We start from the raw sequence: 17358 nt of genomic DNA on the forward strand, positions 1-17358 counted from the left end.
ATCGACATTCCGCAAGTGCCTGTGCCGACGCTCCCGGAGTCCTAATTGGCTCAGTTCGCTGGTTTCTGCGAACTACTCACCGAAGGGAAGTGCTCCCGTGACTAGCTGTGGTTACTGGTGTCTCAGAGGCTGGCCACGTGCCTAGCGATGCCGAGGCTGTGTGGCTCGATATCGTCGAGGACGTCCGCTGGTATCCCTCGCCCCACAACTCCCAGCCGATGAAGCTCCGGCCCATCAACGAGACAACGGCACAGATTTACTATGACCTTGACCTCGGACTGCCTGCCGAACCGTTTGGTATCCCTTTCGCCCACGTTTGCGCAGGCGTCTTCCTGGAGTCGTTGTCTGTGGTCGCTGCAGCCCGCGGCTACAGCGCCGTCGAGACCATTGACCACTCGGAGATGGATTTCGATGCCGTAGACCGTTTGCATCTTATTGGCACTGTGCGGCTCGAACCGGCCAGCCAGAACGTTGAAGCCCGGTTTGCGGCTGAACGTCAGCTGGCTGTGTTCAGATCCAGGCAGACGTCCCGGCGGCCCTATGACAACAGGGTTGTGGGCGACGAGATTCTCAAGGCAGCCTCCGCCATCGCCGCCGATCAAGGATACGATTTCCGCTCGACGGCTGATGCCCGCAAGGTCTCTTCGCTGGTGCAGATCAATCAGAAGACTCTCTTTTCTGACCTAGGGAACGACGCCGTCTACGCGGAGATCATGCAGTGGCTGCGGTTCTCAAAGGATGAAGCGGCGGCAAAGTCCGACGGGCTGAGCGCAGAAACCATGATCATGCCGGGACGGGTCCTTCGCTTCGCGATGCGGAACCGCGGGCTGTGGTCCTTCCCGATAGTCGGCGGCCTCATCCGGTCCATGTATCTGCGCACAATGCGCGGAGTGCGACAGCTCGGATGGCTCGAAGGGCCGTTCGCCGAACCTGCCCATTATCTCGAAGCCGGGCGTACCTTTATGCGGGTCTGGCTCTTCTTCACTGAAAGAGGCGTCTACCTGCATCCCTTCGGCACAGTCATCACCAACCCGGATTCTCACGCGGATTTTGTTGCGGAGGCAGGAATCCACGAAACCGGCAACAGGATGGCGTGGATGCTCTTCAGATTCGGTTACAGCTCCACGCCTCCAACTGCACACCGCCGCCCCGCCACCTCGATGCTGCTCGGTCTTTTGCCCGAGGGACACGTCTCCACAGGAGCCACTCCATGAGTAAAGTGCTGATTTTCACCTTCGTGTTTCTGATGGACAGGTTCGTTGGGCTTTTCACGCCGAGGGTGTCCACTCACCGGATCCTGCTGATGCCGGGCATTGAGCCTTTCCGGTGGGCCGCCGGACGCTGGAGGGCCTGGCGGACTTTTGAAATGGCCGCCAAACGGGTGCCGGCCTATAAAGCCTTCCTCCTCGAACGTGGTGTGCCGGGAAGGCTTTCCCTCAAGGGCAACACCCTTGCGAAGGCATTCGCCGCACTGCCGGAAATGGACAAAGACAGCTACATCAAACGCTGGCCCATTCCGGCCCGCAGCGTCAACGGCGTACTTCCCCGCCACGGTGTGGTGGTTGATGAATCCTCGGGAAGCTCAGGCGTTCCCACCAGCTGGGTGCGCGGCCTCGACGAACGCCTGGCCACCCGGCAGCTGCTCCAGGTCGGCTTCTCGCGTACTGCGGAGACCCTCACGAAGCAGCCGTTCGTGCTCAACTGCTTTTCGCTCGGGGCGTGGGCGACGGGAATGAACGTCAGTACTTCCCTCACTGACGTCACCATGATCAAATCCATCGGCCCGGACCGGAACAAGGTCATCGCGACGATGCTGGAGTTCGGGACGGACTACACATACATCATCCTCAGTTACCCGCCGTTCCTGAAGGCTTTGTTCGAAGATGACCGGATCAACTGGGAAGCCTATGACATCGTGGCGGCGTTCGGCGGCGAGGGCATCAGCGAGAACATGCGGGCGCACATCACCAAGTACGCCCACAGTGCCTTCGGCTCCTACGGGGCCTCCGACCTTGAGATCAACCTGGCAATCGAGACGGACTACACCGTGGCGCTCCGTCAGGCCATTGCCGCCAACCCTGAACTGTCAGCGCGCCTGACCAAGCAGGCGGAGTACGGTGTGCTGCCGATGATCTTCCAGTTCAACCCCTACGACTACCTCATGGAAACAAACGAGGACGGAGAGCTGGTGGTCACGATCGTGCGGAAAGAGAACGTCAATCCGCGGATCCGCTATAACATCCATGACCGCGGGCACGTAATGCGAGTGCGCGACCTCAATGCCGTGCTCAAGGAATTCGGGCTGCAACACGTCATCAGGCAGCAGTTCCTCGATCTCCCACTGCTCTTCCACTACGGCAGAAGCGACCTGTCCGTCGACTTCAACGGAGCCGTCGTCGCGCCGGATGCAGTGCGCGACGTCCTCAGCGGCGATCAGGCCCTTCTTTCAGCGGTAGAGAACCACCGTCTGGTCAGTTTCGAAGACGAGCGGGGAGACCGGCAACTTCACATCGCGCTGCAGCTGACCGCGAAAGCCAGCAAAGATGGCACCCTGGACGAGGCTGCCTACAGGACCTACATCGTCGAGCAACTAAGGCGCATGAACGGCGATTTCAACAATGCGATCCTCACATCACCTGACACGAGCCTCCCCACCGTTGCGTTCTATCCGCTGCACACAGGCCCGTTCCGCTCCGACGGCGCGAAGCTCAAGAACGAGTACGTCTGGCAACTCGGCCCCTCGGCTCCCCAGGACTGGGGCTTGGACCTCACCTTCCAGGTGAAGAAGAAGGCGGCATAGGGAGTACGACGGCGGCGCCTGGCTTTGGCGCCTCGCTCAGCCTTCCGGTAGCTGCAGTGCCTCCCAAATTCGCTCCGCGACGGCGTCGGGATGTCCCATGCCGTCCACGTGGAGCAGGACACCGCGATCGGCGTAACAGCCGAAAAGTTCCGCGGCCTCGTCGGCATAAACCTGCAGGCGCCGGTCGATCACCTCGGGAGTATCGTCGGCGCGGCCTTGCTCGCCGGCGCGCTGGAGAAGTCGGTCGATGATGTCAGATCTGCCGGCATCCAGAACGACAATGGCGGTGAGCTGCACGGATGATGCAGTGAGCACAAGATCCAGTGCCTGCACTTGCGCTGCCGTGCGCGGGTAGCCGTCCAGGATAAATCCGTCCTGTGCGTCGAGTTCGGCGAGCCGGCGGGAAACCAGCTCATCTGCGATCTCGTTTGGAAGGTAGTGCCCTGATCCCATCAAGTCCCGAATCTGGAGGCCGAGCGGCGTTTTGTTGCGCACTTGCTCACGAAACAAGTCTCCCGTGGAGATCCATGGAACTTGGAGGTGGCTTGCCAGTCGCGCCGCCTGGGTGCCTTTGCCCACTCCGGGAGGACCCATCATCAGAATTCGCGTCATCACGGGCTCCTGTGGCCGGCCGCGCAGGAGACCTGCAGGTAGCTCCTGCTGGCTGGCGCCGTTTGTTTCTCTATTGTCCCACCATGTAGGCCAGCCGCTTCGCGGAGATTTGACGGCTGGTTAGGAAACGGAGTATGTCAGCGTTGCTGTATAGGTATCCGGTACGGTGTCGTTTGGTACGTCTACGGTCAGTCCCGCGTCCCAGGTTGCAGTGTTGTTGCCGGACACTCCCGTCGCGGTCTGAATGATCCTGGGCGTGGTTGGATTGACCGCCGGGGTTGCCGTGACGGCGACGGTGCCAGTGGTGGTGGCTGCCGTCGGGGTGTAAACGGCTCCTGCGGCGGATAGACGAGCGCCAGTCGCATCACCCGTGAAATCCGTGAGGACAACATTGGCGCTCCAGCCGGAGATTCCAGCTCGGCTGTCGCTCACCTGAATGCTGTGCAGGGTTATTGCGGCTGTGGTGCCCGGCTCCACGAGACCGAGGGTGGCAGAACCGGGAGCAGAACTGAAGCCAAGCGACCCCTGCGAAACCGTAACGGTGGTCAGGGTGTCGGCGGCGGAAGCCGGGAGCGCCTGATTCGCGACGAGGACCGCCGAGCAGAACACGACGAGTGCTGTTGGGATGACCCGCGCACCATGCCCTGCGGCGGCTTGGCCGGTAGATGGTGTTCCAGCCCGCCGGCATGAACCAACTTTTGTGCCCATCATCGGACCCCCCAAGCTCCGTTCCCTTGCCGGAACCGCCACTCGGACGATCACGGCAGCCGGCCAATACGGCCGGCAGGCACAACGTTGCCGGGTCAACCTCTGGGGTGCCCACCGGAATCGGTCAGCATTCAATCAATACTTGCGCAGAGTGTCAGTGGTTGCCGAAACGTAGGAGCCCGGGTCAGATTCCCTGACCCAGAACCACGTTTTGACCAGGTTCGCTACGGCATGATCTTGTACAGATCGACGACCGTCTCCTCGGGCGGGGATGTGAATCCGCCCTCGATGCCCTGCTGCATCCGGGGAAGCAGGATGCTGTCACGGAATGTCTCCCAGCTCTCCTTCGACTCATGGATACCTATGATCGTCCAACCACCGGCAGAAGAGCCTCCGGCATGGAAGATCTGACCTTCGGGCAGGCGCCCCTCGCCTGGGTGGGTGACGGCAATTGACGCCTCGTACTGTTCCTTGGTGCCTCCCGGAAAGAAGTGCACTACACCATAGGGCGTGGCTTCCATATCTGCTCCTTGGATGGTCTGGATGTGCTGGACATGCCAACCATCGGCCTCGTCACTTGGGATGTCAAGCAGTTTGCGTACGCTCGGTCCAGGACTGCCGCCACCCCTGGATCTGCCCGACGCAGCTATGAACGTGCCCGCATCTTCAGGAGCAGCCACAGGGTACGGGGGACCGGCCAGATAATGGCAAGCGCGAGCACCGGCACCAGAGTGAGCCCGACGTCGGGGAACTGGCGGACGATGACGGCCAGGCTGGTGTCGAACTTGGTGGGCGCGTAGATGAAGCACAGCCACAGCGCGAAGCCGTCGAGGACCAACGCGGCAGCACCTAGCGCTAGAGGCGGCCACCGCCGTCGGGCCCGGGGATCCCGACGGAGGAGAAAGCTGAAGGAGAGCCACAAGCTCAGCAGCTCGGCCAGCAGCAGCCCCAGCGAGACCGCCCAGCTGTAGCGCTGCAGCCAGTCCTCTGGCACCACCGTCGGTATGGGGGACTGTCCGTGAAGGATGCGCAGAACGTTGGTATCGATGGCCTTGAGCCGGGACGGGGCCGACGTGTCGTTCCCGTTGATCATCAGGACGACGCCAAGGTCGGAGGCTGGAACCAAGGCCTGGTAAGTGTGCGAATTGCCCCATTCCCCTTGATGCTCCACCAGCAAGGGCAAGGTGTCAGGATCGGGTTGCAGTCTAGGATCGACGGATTCCACCAGCGGCCGGGTGAACCATCCCATGGCGTATTCCTTGGACTCGTCAATCCGCACCCGCGGCTCAAGGATGGCCTCCACGCTCTCGGGTTGAAGGATGCGCCGGTCCCGGTAAAGGCCCTCATCCAGCAGAGCGATCAGCTCGTGGCTCTTGTCCTCGGCCGAGGCGAACATGGTGGTGGAGGGCATTCCGGTGGTGCCCGCGGGTACCTCGGTCTGAAGCCAGAATGAGCCGAACCACAGCGAATGACCGGCAGCCATGTTGTCCTCGCGGGCGTCGGTCCGGGTCGTATGGCCATGCGCCATTTCCAAGGGCTCGAAGACGTGCTGCTCCATGTAATCCCCGAACCGCTGCCCGGAGACCGTCTGCACCAGGACACCCAAGATGTTGAAGTTAGCGTTGGCGTACCCGAACGCTTCACCCGGGACGCCTGCAAGAGCGGAATCTGATAAGGCGCGCACACCTTCTTCGAGCGCGGCAGGGTCCTGGGCGGTGGAGGCTTCGAACGCGGTGTCCTTGGTAGCCATTCCACTGGCTTGATGCAGCAGATGCCGGACGGTGATCTCTGAACTGCGGCTGTCCTTCAAGGTGAACCAGGGCAGGTAGGTCTGGACGGGTTCGTCCAACTGCAGCTGGCCGGCCTCGACCTGCTGCATCACGGCGATGGTCGTGAGGGACTTGGTAGTTGAAGCCAGCAGCACCGGGGTCTGGGCCGTCATGGGCCGTCCGGAGTCAGCGTTGCCAAACGCAGCGGAGTGCACCTGGACACCGTGCTGGACGACGACGACGGCAGCTCCCGGAATGCCGATACCGTCGATCTGCTCCTGCAGGAAGCGGTCCAATGCTTCGTAGCCCTGCTCAGTAGCAGTGCCAGGTCCGGTTGCGGGCGGTTCGGCGGCCACGCTGAGGCTGCCGAAGAGAAGGACAACCAGAAGGCACGACGGAAGGCGTCGCGATGACCAAGAACTAGTTCGCATGCCCCACCCGCATTCCGCTGATCGTTCCTTCACGGTAGGGCGTGGCCAAGCCGAAAACAATAAACCCCGACGAGCGCGCTGCTGTGCTCGAACTGCTGCCGGTAAACAGACTGATGGCCCGTCTTTGAGGACGGGCCATCGGGGGTTTAGCCTGGGACGGTTCGGCGGTGGATTTAGCGCAGGACGCCGCACGCCGCCGGGTCGGTCGCCTCTGCCGGGAGATTCGCGTCGAGCTCACTTGCCCCTTCAGGGTCACTGAAGTTATAGGTGCCGTTCCCGTCGTGGTCCAGTCCGTGGATTACCAGGACGCCTTCTCCGGCGCGGATGGAGTCGGCGATCTGCTTGGCTGTGCCTGTCCCGCCGGGGCCGGGGTATCCCGTGCCTGCAACATCCGTGAACTCGATGTTGTCGCGGCTGTAGTCATAGCTGCCGTCCATGGAGACGGGGAACCGGCTGACGTCCAGGAAGCTGGCGGGAGTGGTGTCCCCGCTGGTGTTGAGGGAGACGACGACGGGACCGTAGGCGGGGATGCCCTCCACGGTGTTGATGCGTCCGTCGTCATTGCTGTCCAGTGCGAGCGTGGGGCACTCGTTCATGGCCTGCTCGCCGTAGTGAATGTGCTGCGCGTGCGGGGCATCAGGACTAAGGCCCTGGGCGTGAACCTCGATGTGCTTGATTTTTTGGTTACTCACCACAGCCGTTGCAGTGCCGGAGGCACCGGAGCCATTCAGCTCTTTCAGGTCGGCGGTGAGGGTGACGGTCTTTTCCGACCCTTTGGAGTTCTGGGCCAGGACCGGCCCCGCTCCCAGCGATGCGGCGGCGACCAGTGCAGCGGCGGAAGCCCCGATGGCCACCTTGATATTTCGATTCACAATTGACTCCTTCGTCAGGGGCCAACGAGGCTTTCCCGCTGGTTGCTTGTGATTCGATGCACACGGGGAGCGGGATGGGTCCGGGCGGTGCGGCACCTTCGGGGAGCGTACGACGGCCCTCAGAGAATGGGCTGGCCGATGAGGGATTCTGTGAGCTCGATCAGCTGCTGACGGGCAGTGTTGTCGTAGGCCTGGGCGTTGGCGCGGGCAGGCTGGGTGATGTTGAAGTACTCGCCGGTCGTGCCAGAGAGGCCCGGATCGCCGACAAGCCGTGCGGTGGCCTCGACCCCTGTTTCAAGGGTGTCGATGCTGCGGCCCACTGATTCCAGCACCATCTTGGTTGGCATGTAGGTCCCAGGGTGGAGGCTGTTGATAGTCACCTCACGTGCAGGGACCCGCTCCGCGAGGACGAACCCGAGGGTGACGAGCGCGAGCTTGCTTTGCCGGTAGGCACGGGTTCCGTCGTACCCATGGGTGAGCATGACGTCGTCGAAGTCGATGGGTTGCTGTCCCGCGGACGCGACGTTCACAATCCGCGATCCCGGCCGTTGCCGCATGGCCGGGAGGAGCCGGGCCATCAGGAGTGCAGGCGCGAGGTAGTTCACGGCGAACCGCAGCTCGTTGCCATCGACGGTGCTGGCCCGTGTGGTGGTGTCAGGCTGCCCGACGCCGATGCCAGCGTTATTCACCAGGACGTCGATGCTGATTCCTTCGGCGGTTAGCTCATCAGCCATGGTGCGTACTTGGTCGAGCTCGGCCAGGTCGGCCAGCACAGCGGACACCTCGACGCCGTGACGGCGGACGTCGTCGGCGGTCTGTTTGAGGGCGGCGGGCCGACGGCCGTGCAGAACCAGCGCGGCGCCGTCGTCCGCGAGACGGTGGGCAAGCGCGTAGCCCAAACCGTCGGTCGCTCCGGTGATCAGCACGGTCCGGCCGGTCAGTCTCGCCATGGTTTGCTCCCGCGGTGATGAGGTGGTCAGTTCGGCTGACGGTCTCTTCACGGTAGGGCGTGGTCAGCCGGAAAACAACGCCCCTGCTGCCTGCAACGGGGGAGTACGACGGCGGCGCTCGCCGTCGCCGAGCGGGCACCGAACGTTGTGACAAGCACAATTTATCCATCGATGTTATATTCATCCGGGCTGCCACTCGGCGGCTCTTTATTGTGACTTCAGTGGGGGATAACCATGCCTACAACCAGGCCTCAAATCGACCGACGCAGACTTTTGGCCATCGCCGGAGCAACAGGCGCGGCCGGTCTTCTCGGCGCAACTCCGGCCAACGCCGCGAACAAGCCGAAAACAGGAAAAACGCCCCACGTCGACGAAAACGCGTTGAAGGCTAAGACGGCCAGTCCGGACCGCATGACCGCCTCAGCCCTCATGGCAGCGTCAGCACTGATGACCATCGACACTTTCGTTGCAACCTACCTTCATCAGTACGTCGACGTTGACGGGGCGTACGGTGCCCAGTGCTGGGATCTCTGGGAGAGGTACAGCCGTGACGTGGTCGGAGTCGCCGGCATCAGCACGCAGTACTCGGCGCATCCGGGCTATGCGATCGGAATCTGGGACGGTTATTCACAGAATGGCGCCGCACCCCACTACAACCAGATCTCCGCATCGTCCACTCCCATAAAGGGCGACGTTGCTATCTGGAAATGGGGCATCTACCCCCACGATTATTCCCACATCGCCATCGTTATGGAGGACAGAGGCTCCAACGTTCTGGTCTTCGAACAAAACGGTTATCCGCTGAAGAGTTCCGAACTTCAGCAGACTACAAAGAACGGACTGGCTGGCTACCTGCGGCCCAAGAATCTGACATCGCCGACGACGCCATACTCGGACACCATCGCCGTCCAAGCCAACACCGGAGAATTGTGGAAGGCGACCTCCTCGGGAGGTACGCCTCTTGGGTTCGGGATGATGAAGGGCACGAACCCCAGTGTGGCCAAGCTCGCCAACGGTCAGGAAGTCTACGCATTCCAGGCCAACTCAGGTTCACTGTGGACGGTCGGTCCGGACGGGGTTAAGGACCACCAATTCGGCATGATGGCCGGGACCAGCCCCAGTGTTGCCGCAATTCCAGGTGGAGGCTACCGCGTGGCCGCCCAAGCGAACACCGGCCAGCTTTGGACCTTCGGTCCAGAGGGCACCAGAAACACGGAACTGGGCATGATGGCCGGGACATCCCCAGCGATTGCAACTCTCGAAAACGGAAGCATGGCATTGGCATTCCAGGCCAACACCGGATCGCTATGGACTGTCGCGCAGGACGGCATTAAGGACTGGCGCATCGGCATGATGGCAGGCACCAGCCCGGCGATAGCAACCGTTGGCAATAATTACCAGGCAGCAGTGCAGGCCAATACGGGCAGCCTCATCACGGTCGGCCACTTTGGCTCCAAGGATTGGAGCTTGGGCATGATGAAGGGCTCCAGCCCCAGCATCACCACCCTGGCCAACGGGGGATGGATCGCAGCGGTCCAGGCTAACACCGGGTCCCTCATGTCGGTCGGTACAGCAGGAGCGTTTGACCACCGCCAGGGAATGATGACGGGAACCAGTCCCGCCGTATCAGCACAGGCCAACGGCGGGTACCAGATCGCATTCCAAGCGAACACCGGCAGCCTCTTCAGCATCGGTTCGCTGGGCAACAGGGACTACGTTCTGGGCATGATGGCCGGAACCAGCCCATCCTTCGGCCGCTAGCGAAAAAGGGCAGTCCCGCGCTCGCCTAGTTTGAGCGCGGGGCTTGCCCTGTTGTCAGGCCAGCGGGAGAGTACGACGGCGGCGCTCGCCGCCCCAAGCGCGGCCCCCTAAGATTCTGACTTCAGAGGTGCAAAAGGACTGTTCCGCAGTAGGCCCGTGCCGTTAGTGTGATCACGGGCGGTGCCGCTGAAGGATCGCCCGGTTGGGTGATCAGGTGCCGGTAAACGGAGCTGATCCTAGCGATTCGATTCTCGGGAGGAAGCATGACCAGTCCAGAGCAGGATCCGAACCAGGAAGGCCCCGCCGACGGTGGCGCGGCCGGCGTCCCCGGTATGCACGACGGCGGAGCCGACGGTGGTGCGGACAGCGGAGCCGATGGTGGTGCGGACAGCGGAGCTGATGGAGGTGCCGATAGCGGAGCCGACGGTGGTGCTGACAGCGGAGCCGCTGGTGGTGCGGACAGCGGAGCCGACGGAGGTGCCGATAGCGGAGCCGACGGCGGCGCTGACGGAGGAGCCGCAGAACGGGGCATGTGAATTTGAGCACTACCCGCACTGACTTTCAGGACCCCGCCGCCATGGAAGGCGCCGGGGTCCTGGAGACACGTCTTATTAACGTTGGCCGTGAGAGGTTCGCTGGGGACATCTGGGGGCGCACAGCGCTGCTCACGCGTGGCATCAGCGACTTCTCCGACCTGTTCTCTGCCGACGCCGCGGACGAACTGATCTCCCGCCGGGGATTGCGCACACCCTTTCTCCGCGTCGCCAAGGGCGGCACTACATTTCCGGACTCGTCATTCACTTCTCCCGCCGGCGTCGGCGCCACCATCGGCGACCAGCTCGACGACACCGCTCTTTGGCGGAAATTCGCCGACGGTGCCACGCTCGTGCTGCAGGCTCTGCACCGCACGTGGGAGCCGGTCGCGGACTTCAGCAGCAGGCTGAGCACCGAGCTCGGGCATCCCGTGCAAGCCAATGCCTACATCACGCCGCCCCAGAACCGTGGGTTCGACGATCACTATGACGTTCACGACGTCTTCGTTCTGCAGATTGAGGGCACCAAGCGCTGGATCATTCACGAGCCCGTCCACCCGGACCCGCTGCGTGATCAGCCCTGGACCGATCGCCGTTCCGCCGTCGCCGAGGCCGCGAAGGGCGAGGCCTACATTGACACTGTGCTCGAGCCAGGGGATGTCCTCTACCTGCCGCGTGGCTGGTTGCATGCCGCGCAGGCGCAGGGCGAGGTCTCCATCCACCTCACGCTCGGAGTCCACAGCTGGACCCGCTACGCGTTGGCCGAACAACTCGCGCAGGCCGCTCTTGCAGCGCTGGGCGACGATCCCGAGATGCGCCGTACGTTGCCGTTGGGCGTTGACGGACCGGGTGCCGAGATCGACGTCGTCCGCGAGCACCTTGCCGCTGCCCTCGCTGAAGCTGATTCCACTGCCCTGTTCCACCGCACCCGGCGAGGACAGGCCCGCCCGGCACCGCTGGGTCCGTTGGCCCAGCTCGCTGCCGTCGACGGCCTAAGCCCCGAGTCCCACGTCCGGCTTCGCGGTGCCATGGGAGCACGGCTGGAGGGATCGCGCCTGACCACGCGTGTGGGGTGGCTCGACTTCCCGGAGACGGATCTGCCGTCCGTGACGCGCCTCCTCGACGGGGAGGTTCACACCGCTGGTGATCTCGGCGTCGAACTCGTTGAAAGACTTTTGCGCGCGGGGGTCCTCGTTTCCCCTTGAACAGTGATTTGACCAGTGATCTAAACAGTGACTCCGCCGCAGTGGCGGCCACGGAGCGCTTCTTCTGCTCTGAAAGCGCACGGTTGCGCGGCGACCCGATTGCAGGCACGGCGTCGCATGGCGTTGTCTGGGTCCTCATCGAGTACCGGGGCGGGTGGCCGCTTAACGGATTCGAGGGGCTTGACGTCGAGCCTGAGACCAAAGCACTCGTGCTCTCCGCGGCAAAGGCGGCGCGGGCGCGGGTGCTGCTGGTGAGGCGGCCAGGCCCCCGCCGGCGTGAGGGTCAGAGCCATTGGGCCGTACTGCGCCGTGAGAACTCCGGGGCCTATCGCCAGCAGTGGGGAACGTGGAGCAAGGACGAGGATCTGGCGGAGATTGCCTCTGCCCTCAGCAGCCCCGGAAAGCTCGGCCATCAGCCCGTCATCCTGGTCTGCACCCACAGTCAGCGCGACCAATGCTGTGCCGTCTGGGGGCGGCCCGTGGGGCGTGCACTGAGCGAGCGCTGGCCGGAGCTCGTGTGGGAGTGCTCGCACGTAGGCGGTGACAGGTTCGCGGGCAACGTCGTTGTCGCGCCCGACGGCGTCTATTACGGCCGTCTGGATGCCGAGTCATCTGTCGCCACCATCGAAGAACACCTCGCCGGACGTATCCACGCGCAGTATTTGCGCGGCTACACGGATCTCTTCCCAGCGCAGCAGGCCGCAGTCGCGGCCATGCTAAGCCGTTTCGGCCCGGCCGGTCGGAATGACTATTTGGTCGCGGGGACCTTCCGCGACGGTGATTACTGGCGGATCAGCATTACCGGGCCCCCGCCCCACCCGGCGCGTGTCGACGTCGAACTGCAGGCCCGCCGCGCCCAGCCCCACCAACTGACCTGCCGCGGAACCGCCATGAGCTCGGCCCTGGTCTATGAGGTCACATCGATCCGCGCCGTCTGAAGGACTGGTGTTTTAGACGGTGACATTCCCTTCGTCGTCCACTCGCCAGGTGGGATTGAAGGCCACCTCCCAGCGGAAGCCATCTGGATCGGCGAAGTAGCCGGCGCATCCGCCCCAAGGCTGGGTCTTGGATGGCGCCACGATGGTAGCCCCGGCGAGTTCGGCCTCGGACAACACCCTGTCTACGTCCTCCGCATTTTCCACGTTGTGGCTGAACATGAAGCAGGGAACCCCTCCGGGAGCATCCACGCCCGCCTCGGCCTGCATCTGCCCGGCATCCCAGAGGGACAGCATCAGGCCGTGGTTGACCTGAATAAACACCACTTCGCCGGGAACCTCCTTGTGGATGGGCCAGCCAAGGCCGTCAGCGTAGAATCTGCGCGAAGCGTCCACATTGCGTACGCCGAGGGTGATGAAATCGAGTCGGGGATGAATCATGCGACCACCCTAAAGCATCGCTCCCAAAATGGGGATGCTTAACCCCCGCGCATATCGTTGGTTCTGCAGCGGTAGCGGCCGTCCGTCTAGCGACTGCTGTCGGGTTCGTCGACCGGCCGTGGCCTCTTCCAGAGAGATTCACGCGGGCCTGGCGGATAGGCAGCCGTCTTGCCACCGAAGGTGACGAGCAGGGCTGCGATGACCGGAAGCGCTGCGGCAGCCGGCACCAGCAGCGGGCCAGCGACGAGAAGGGCCGCGGAGCCGTAAAGTGCGCCGATGGTGATGCCCAGCTGGATGGTGAGGACAGTGAGGCCGTTGGCGGCGTCTTTGTTTTCGCGGCCAGCCCGGAGGATTGCGGACTGGTTGTAGATGCCGATGGCTCCGAGGCCTGCGCCCCAGACCGTCATGAGCACCAGGGCAAAGGGAAGGCTGCCACCCACAAACGGCAACAGGAGCATCGAGACGGCGACTGCCGCCGTCGTGATCAGGAGCGAACGGCGGGGATGGGAATCAACGGTGAGGCCCGCGATCCAGATGCCGAGCAGGCCTGAGACGCCCAGGACTGTGAGTCCGAGGCTGATGGCGTAGTCGGGCAGGCCCGCGTCGCGGATGTAGGGGGCGATGTAGGTGAAGAGCGCGAAGTGCGCCAGGATCATCAGCGGCCACGCGATTGCTATGGGCTTCACCCCGGGCTGGGCGATGGCCTTGCGCAGCGAGGGGCGGGCCTCGCCGGCGGCGCGGCGGGAGGACGGCAGTAGCCAGAAGGCCAGGGCGGCGAGCAGCAGACTGAAGCCGGCGAGGAACAGGAATGACGCGCGCCAGCCGAGGAAACCGCCCAGTGCGGTGCCGATCGGAGCCCCGATTGCCAGGCCCAGGCTGTTGCCGCTGAAGACGATGGCCAAGCCCTTGCCTACCTTGTGGGCGGGGACCACTCGGGTGACATAGGGGGCCATGGTGGTCCAGAGCAGTCCGTGAGCCAGACCGCCCACCAGCCTGGCTCCCATCGCCGCGGTGAAGTCGGGGGCGAGGCCCACCAGGGCGTTGCTGAGTGCGAACGTCAGGACGAGCGCCACGAGCAGGGGCCGCTTCGGTACTCTGCCGAGCAGCCGCGCGGCGGGCACCACCGTGACCACGATGACGGCGGCGTAGGCGGCGGCAAGGTAGCCGGCTACGGGCTCGGACACGTTCAGGCCGGCACTGATCTGGGGGAGCAGGCCGGAGGGAAGCAGTTCAGTGGTGATGGCGGTGAAGGCGATGGTGGCCAGGACCATCATGGCTGCCAACGGGAAACGCCGGGGCGCCGGCGCGGAAATCGCGGAGGACATGGGGGAGGGGTTCCATTCAAGGGGGAGAGGAGGGAACCGGGCGCTGCTGGCCGAACAATTCCTCCCTCAATTTTACCCGACGTTTACGCCTTCTCCCGGTCCAGAGGCAGTGACTATCGACACTCCACCTGCCGGAGGCAGACCTACTCGGCTTAGGCGCTGATGACCCTTCGGGCCGTCACCCTGGGAGGCTGCACGCGTAGGGTGGGACTCGGCTACAACTCGAGAAGCCGAGCACTAACACCTGCAGCGCACTGAAACTGACGGCCACCCCGCGGCGATGGGGTGGCCGTCAGTTGTCGCCGGGCGTCATTCTTTCCCCCGGTGAATACGAGCTAAGGCGAGGGATCAGCGTTATGTTTGGTCGGCCGATAGCCGGCAAGTTCGGCGCGGATGTCGCCCTCCTCGTGCCCGCCCTTCTTTTTGCCGAACGGCAGCGCTTTCAGCAGCGGATGCACGATCGCCATGACGACGAGGCCCCAGGCGAGTCCGATGATGGCCGAGCACAAGGTGTTTACGAGCCAGGCCAGGAAGGCGCCCACAACCGCGATCCCCTCGAAAGGGTGCTCGAGGACGTGGACTATGTCATACGGGCCGTGCCAGCCGAGGTCGTATGCTCCCTGCAGCATGATGTGGCCACCAACCCACAGCATGGCGATGGTCCCGACGAAGGTTATCGCGGTGAGCACGGCGGGCATCCCCTTGACCAGCAGCTCGCCGGCGCGCTTGGAACCCGCGGAATCTTTGGCGGCCAGGTGCATGCCGATGTCGTCCATTTTGACGATCAGTCCGACGGCGCCGTACACGGCCACCGTGATCACGATGGCAACAACCACCAGGATAGTAGCCCGGGACAACAGGGAATCTGCGGCCACCTCGTTCATCGAGATGACCATGATTTCGCATGACAAGATGAAGTCGGTGGTGATGGCGCCCTTGATGACCTTGGCCTCGGCCTCCGGGCCGCGTTCGACCGCCGGCGTTTCTTCCTCCGCGGTGTGGTGGCCGCGGATCTTGTGCCAGACCTTCTCGGCACCCTCGTAGCAGAGGTACGTGCCGCCCAGCATGAGGATGAACGGGATGGCCCAGGGGGCGAAGGCGCTGACGAGCAGCAGGGCCGGCAGGATGATCAGCAGTTTGTTCCTGAGCGAACCCCAGAATATCCGCTTGATCATGGGCAGTTCGCGGGACGGGTCCGCCCCGGACACGTACTGCGGGGTGACGGCGGCGTCATCGATTACGACGCCGGCGGCCTTGGCCCCCGCCTTGGCCGCTCCGGCAGCGACGTCGTCCACCGAGGCGGCCGCTATGCGGGCCAGGGCTGCGATGTCGTCCAGCAGGGCGACGAGACCGCCGCTCACAGGTCGTCCCCGTACGGCTCGAGGGCGGACGGCTGAGTGTGGATGCCTCTGTCGAGGCGTGTAATCGGCATATTTGGAGTATATCGACGGCGGGCAGCCATCGAACCGAAGTGGCATGCGTTAACTGCTGTGATGCATTCCGGGATCATCGGAAGAATAGGTAGAAGATCAGGGCCAGGCCTGGACCCAGCGCCTGTCCGATAGCACTGGTGAGCAGCCTCTTCTCTGTAATCCACAACCAGATGCCGAGGAGGACCTGGGCCGTGCAGCAGAAGATCACGATTGCTGACCCACTGGCAGCATCGCCTGAGAAGTTCACCATCCACAGTCCTGTGGCGATGCCCAGGGCAAAGGCGATGTTGTAGGCGCCAATGTTCATCGCCCACATCCGGACGGCCTGAACATCTTCAGATTTGATCAAAAAGATCCGGTAAAAGCGGCGGTCGCCATGAGCGAAAATCTCGAGAAGGCCGACGACGATCAGGGCCAAGGCGGTTGCCCCGGCGAAGATCTGACTCAGTAGGTTCATCCGCACGCTCCCAAGCGAAGACCGGCATATCACGCTGTCTTTCCGTGCAGGATAGGCGGTTGAGGCAAGGGCCTTCAAGGGCCGTGAGCCAACAAGCTTTCTAAACGGGCGGCCTGTTCCCGGCGCCGGGTCCGTCGAACAGGGCGCCGGTGCTGCTCTGAGGTACCACGACATGGACGGCGTTGCGCTGGACGGTGAAGTCGGTGGGCGTGGAGGTGGCGATTTCGCCGTCGAGGTTTACGGGCAGCGGCTGCTCGGTGACCAGCCGGACACGTCGGCTGGTCAGGTGGTGCACCCGGTCGTGTTTGATGAAGCTTCCGTCCTTGAGCAGCCGGGCGATACTCACATGCTCACGGAGCGGCCCCGCCAGGATGGCGTAGATATCGAGGGTGTGATCGTCGATCCCTGCCGTGGGGGAGACCGTGTTGCCGCCGCCGTAGTGCCGGCCGTTGCCGACGGCCACCTGAAGCAGGTTTTCGAACTCCAGCGGCTGGTGGTCCCCGTCGGGGAACTCGAGACGGGCCGGGAACGCCTTGTGCCGGGCATAAGCGCTCAGGGTGGCAATGGCGTATGCCAGCGGCCCGATGTACCGCTTCAGGCGGGGGCTGAGAGCTTCGGTAACAGCCACGGAGAGGCCAACGGACGCGACGTTGAGGAATGGCTCGCCGTTGGCCCGGCCGAGGTCGATGTCCACCACTTTCCCGTCTGCGACGGTAGCGCACGCCTCGGCAAGATTATTCGGTATCTCCAGCGTGCGGGCGAAGTCGTTGGCGGTGCCCAGTGGAAGAACGCCGAGCATGACGTCGGTGCCGGCAACGCTGCCGGCGGCGGAGGTCACAGTCCCGTCGCCGCCACCGACAACGATCAGGTCGTGCCCGTCCGCAACCACTCGATCAAGCGTCCCGGCCAGTTCTTCCCCGGACAGCACGTGGTGCACGGCGGAGACCGGTACGCCTGCCTTTCGCATTGTGTCCACCGCAAGTTCGTGGGCCGCGCCTCGGCGTGATCCGGCGTTGATCACAACGGCGGCAGAGCGGGCGTCCCGGGCAGCTTTCATGTGGGACATGTTAGGCCGCGGACCTGTGAGTTCCTATGGCGCCGGCTTGCGTCAACGGCTGCCGGAGCA

At 63.6% G+C, this 17358-nt stretch carries 17 protein-coding genes; 6 read left to right on the plus strand and 11 right to left on the minus strand.

What is annotated here, in order from left to right:
• The first annotated feature begins 137 nt into the window (after positions 1-137).
• Together M1D88_RS04765 and M1D88_RS04770 are read left to right on the plus strand one after the other, a co-directional pair.
• Positions 138-1214, plus strand: coding sequence for a hypothetical protein (locus M1D88_RS04765; RefSeq protein WP_458113426.1), 1077 nt, complete (start codon positions 138-140; stop codon positions 1212-1214).
• Entirely contained in the window at positions 1211-2800 is a 1590-nt protein-coding gene (locus M1D88_RS04770) for a phenylacetate--CoA ligase family protein (RefSeq protein ID WP_458113427.1), read from the plus strand. Before M1D88_RS04765 ends, M1D88_RS04770 begins: the two co-directional genes overlap by 4 nt.
• A 36-nt stretch (positions 2801-2836) precedes the next feature.
• On the opposite strand, the gene M1D88_RS04775 is transcribed toward M1D88_RS04770, so the two are convergent.
• The 6 genes from M1D88_RS04775 to M1D88_RS04800 form a co-directional block, all read right to left on the minus strand.
• Positions 2837-3412 carry an adenylate kinase gene (locus M1D88_RS04775; protein ID WP_458113428.1) on the minus strand — a complete coding sequence of 192 codons (576 nt, stop codon included), beginning with the start codon at positions 3410-3412 and terminating at the stop codon, positions 2837-2839.
• A 120-nt stretch (positions 3413-3532) separates the two neighbouring features.
• On the minus strand, positions 3533-4123 hold the full coding sequence (locus M1D88_RS04780; RefSeq protein WP_458113429.1) for a hypothetical protein: 591 nt from the start codon (positions 4121-4123) through the stop codon (positions 3533-3535).
• Positions 4124-4344: 221 nt separating this feature from the next.
• Entirely contained in the window at positions 4345-4641 is a 297-nt protein-coding gene (locus M1D88_RS04785; protein ID WP_458113430.1) for a hypothetical protein, read from the minus strand.
• 125 nt (positions 4642-4766) lie between these two features.
• Complete coding sequence (locus M1D88_RS04790; protein ID WP_458113431.1) at positions 4767-6320, minus strand: serine hydrolase domain-containing protein; 1554 nt, start codon at positions 6318-6320, stop codon at positions 4767-4769.
• A 173-nt stretch (positions 6321-6493) separates the two neighbouring features.
• A complete protein-coding gene (locus M1D88_RS04795; RefSeq protein ID WP_458113432.1) occupies positions 6494-7192 on the minus strand; it encodes a hypothetical protein in 699 nt (232 codons plus the stop codon).
• A gap of 119 nt (positions 7193-7311) precedes the next feature.
• A complete protein-coding gene (locus M1D88_RS04800; RefSeq protein WP_458113433.1) occupies positions 7312-8142 on the minus strand; it encodes an SDR family NAD(P)-dependent oxidoreductase in 831 nt (276 codons plus the stop codon).
• Positions 8143-8376: 234 nt separating this feature from the next.
• Between M1D88_RS04800 and M1D88_RS04805 the strand changes: the two genes are divergently transcribed.
• From M1D88_RS04805 to M1D88_RS04820, 4 genes are all read left to right on the plus strand, one after another.
• Complete coding sequence (locus M1D88_RS04805; RefSeq protein WP_458113434.1) at positions 8377-9903, plus strand: CHAP domain-containing protein; 1527 nt, start codon at positions 8377-8379, stop codon at positions 9901-9903.
• Between the two features lie 263 nt (positions 9904-10166).
• Positions 10167-10439, plus strand: coding sequence for a hypothetical protein (locus M1D88_RS04810; RefSeq protein ID WP_458113435.1), 273 nt, complete (start codon positions 10167-10169; stop codon positions 10437-10439).
• Between the two features lie 41 nt (positions 10440-10480).
• Positions 10481-11641 carry a cupin domain-containing protein gene (locus M1D88_RS04815; protein WP_458114431.1) on the plus strand — a complete coding sequence of 387 codons (1161 nt, stop codon included), beginning with the start codon at positions 10481-10483 and terminating at the stop codon, positions 11639-11641.
• Positions 11642-11649: 8 nt separating this feature from the next.
• A complete protein-coding gene (locus tag M1D88_RS04820) occupies positions 11650-12579 on the plus strand; it encodes a sucrase ferredoxin (protein WP_458113436.1) in 930 nt (309 codons plus the stop codon).
• Positions 12580-12591: 12 nt separating this feature from the next.
• Here the strand turns inward: M1D88_RS04820 and M1D88_RS04825 are convergent, their stop codons facing one another.
• The 5 genes from M1D88_RS04825 to M1D88_RS04845 all read right to left on the minus strand — a co-directional run bounded on the left by M1D88_RS04825 (position 12592) and on the right by M1D88_RS04845 (position 17289).
• On the minus strand, positions 12592-13014 hold the full coding sequence (locus tag M1D88_RS04825; protein ID WP_458114432.1) for a VOC family protein: 423 nt from the start codon (positions 13012-13014) through the stop codon (positions 12592-12594).
• Positions 13015-13103: 89 nt separating this feature from the next.
• Entirely contained in the window at positions 13104-14342 is a 1239-nt protein-coding gene (locus M1D88_RS04830; RefSeq protein WP_458113437.1) for an MFS transporter, read from the minus strand.
• 335 nt (positions 14343-14677) lie between these two features.
• Complete coding sequence (locus M1D88_RS04835) at positions 14678-15703, minus strand: DUF808 domain-containing protein (protein WP_458113438.1); 1026 nt, start codon at positions 15701-15703, stop codon at positions 14678-14680.
• Between the two features lie 145 nt (positions 15704-15848).
• Positions 15849-16232, minus strand: a complete 384-nt coding sequence (locus tag M1D88_RS04840) for a DUF1304 family protein (protein ID WP_458113439.1) — start codon at positions 16230-16232, stop codon at positions 15849-15851.
• A gap of 100 nt (positions 16233-16332) precedes the next feature.
• Positions 16333-17289, minus strand: coding sequence for a lipid kinase (locus M1D88_RS04845; RefSeq protein ID WP_458113440.1), 957 nt, complete (start codon positions 17287-17289; stop codon positions 16333-16335).
• Between the last annotated feature and the right edge of the window lie 69 nt (positions 17290-17358).

This window comes from Arthrobacter sp. R1-13 (genome assembly GCF_054161475.1).

Excerpts from the sequence above, each read along its gene's own strand:
- M1D88_RS04790 (WP_458113431.1), bottom strand. The coding sequence starts at position 6,320 with ATGCGAACTAGTTCTTGGTCATCGCGACGCCTTCCGTCGTGCCTTCTG.
- M1D88_RS04815 (WP_458114431.1), top strand. The coding sequence starts at position 10,481 with ATGGAAGGCGCCGGGGTCCTGGAGACACGTCTTATTAACGTTGGCCGT.
- M1D88_RS04845 (WP_458113440.1), bottom strand. The coding sequence starts at position 17,289 with ATGAAAGCTGCCCGGGACGCCCGCTCTGCCGCCGTTGTGATCAACGCC.
- M1D88_RS04805 (WP_458113434.1), top strand. The coding sequence starts at position 8,377 with ATGCCTACAACCAGGCCTCAAATCGACCGACGCAGACTTTTGGCCATC.
- M1D88_RS04840 (WP_458113439.1), bottom strand. The coding sequence starts at position 16,232 with ATGAACCTACTGAGTCAGATCTTCGCCGGGGCAACCGCCTTGGCCCTG.
- M1D88_RS04830 (WP_458113437.1), bottom strand. The coding sequence starts at position 14,342 with ATGTCCTCCGCGATTTCCGCGCCGGCGCCCCGGCGTTTCCCGTTGGCA.
- M1D88_RS04785 (WP_458113430.1), bottom strand. The coding sequence starts at position 4,641 with ATGGAAGCCACGCCCTATGGTGTAGTGCACTTCTTTCCGGGAGGCACC.
- M1D88_RS04780 (WP_458113429.1), bottom strand. The coding sequence starts at position 4,123 with ATGATGGGCACAAAAGTTGGTTCATGCCGGCGGGCTGGAACACCATCT.
- M1D88_RS04770 (WP_458113427.1), top strand. The coding sequence starts at position 1,211 with ATGAGTAAAGTGCTGATTTTCACCTTCGTGTTTCTGATGGACAGGTTC.
- M1D88_RS04775 (WP_458113428.1), bottom strand. The coding sequence starts at position 3,412 with ATGACGCGAATTCTGATGATGGGTCCTCCCGGAGTGGGCAAAGGCACC.
- M1D88_RS04810 (WP_458113435.1), top strand. The coding sequence starts at position 10,167 with ATGACCAGTCCAGAGCAGGATCCGAACCAGGAAGGCCCCGCCGACGGT.
- M1D88_RS04800 (WP_458113433.1), bottom strand. The coding sequence starts at position 8,142 with ATGGCGAGACTGACCGGCCGGACCGTGCTGATCACCGGAGCGACCGAC.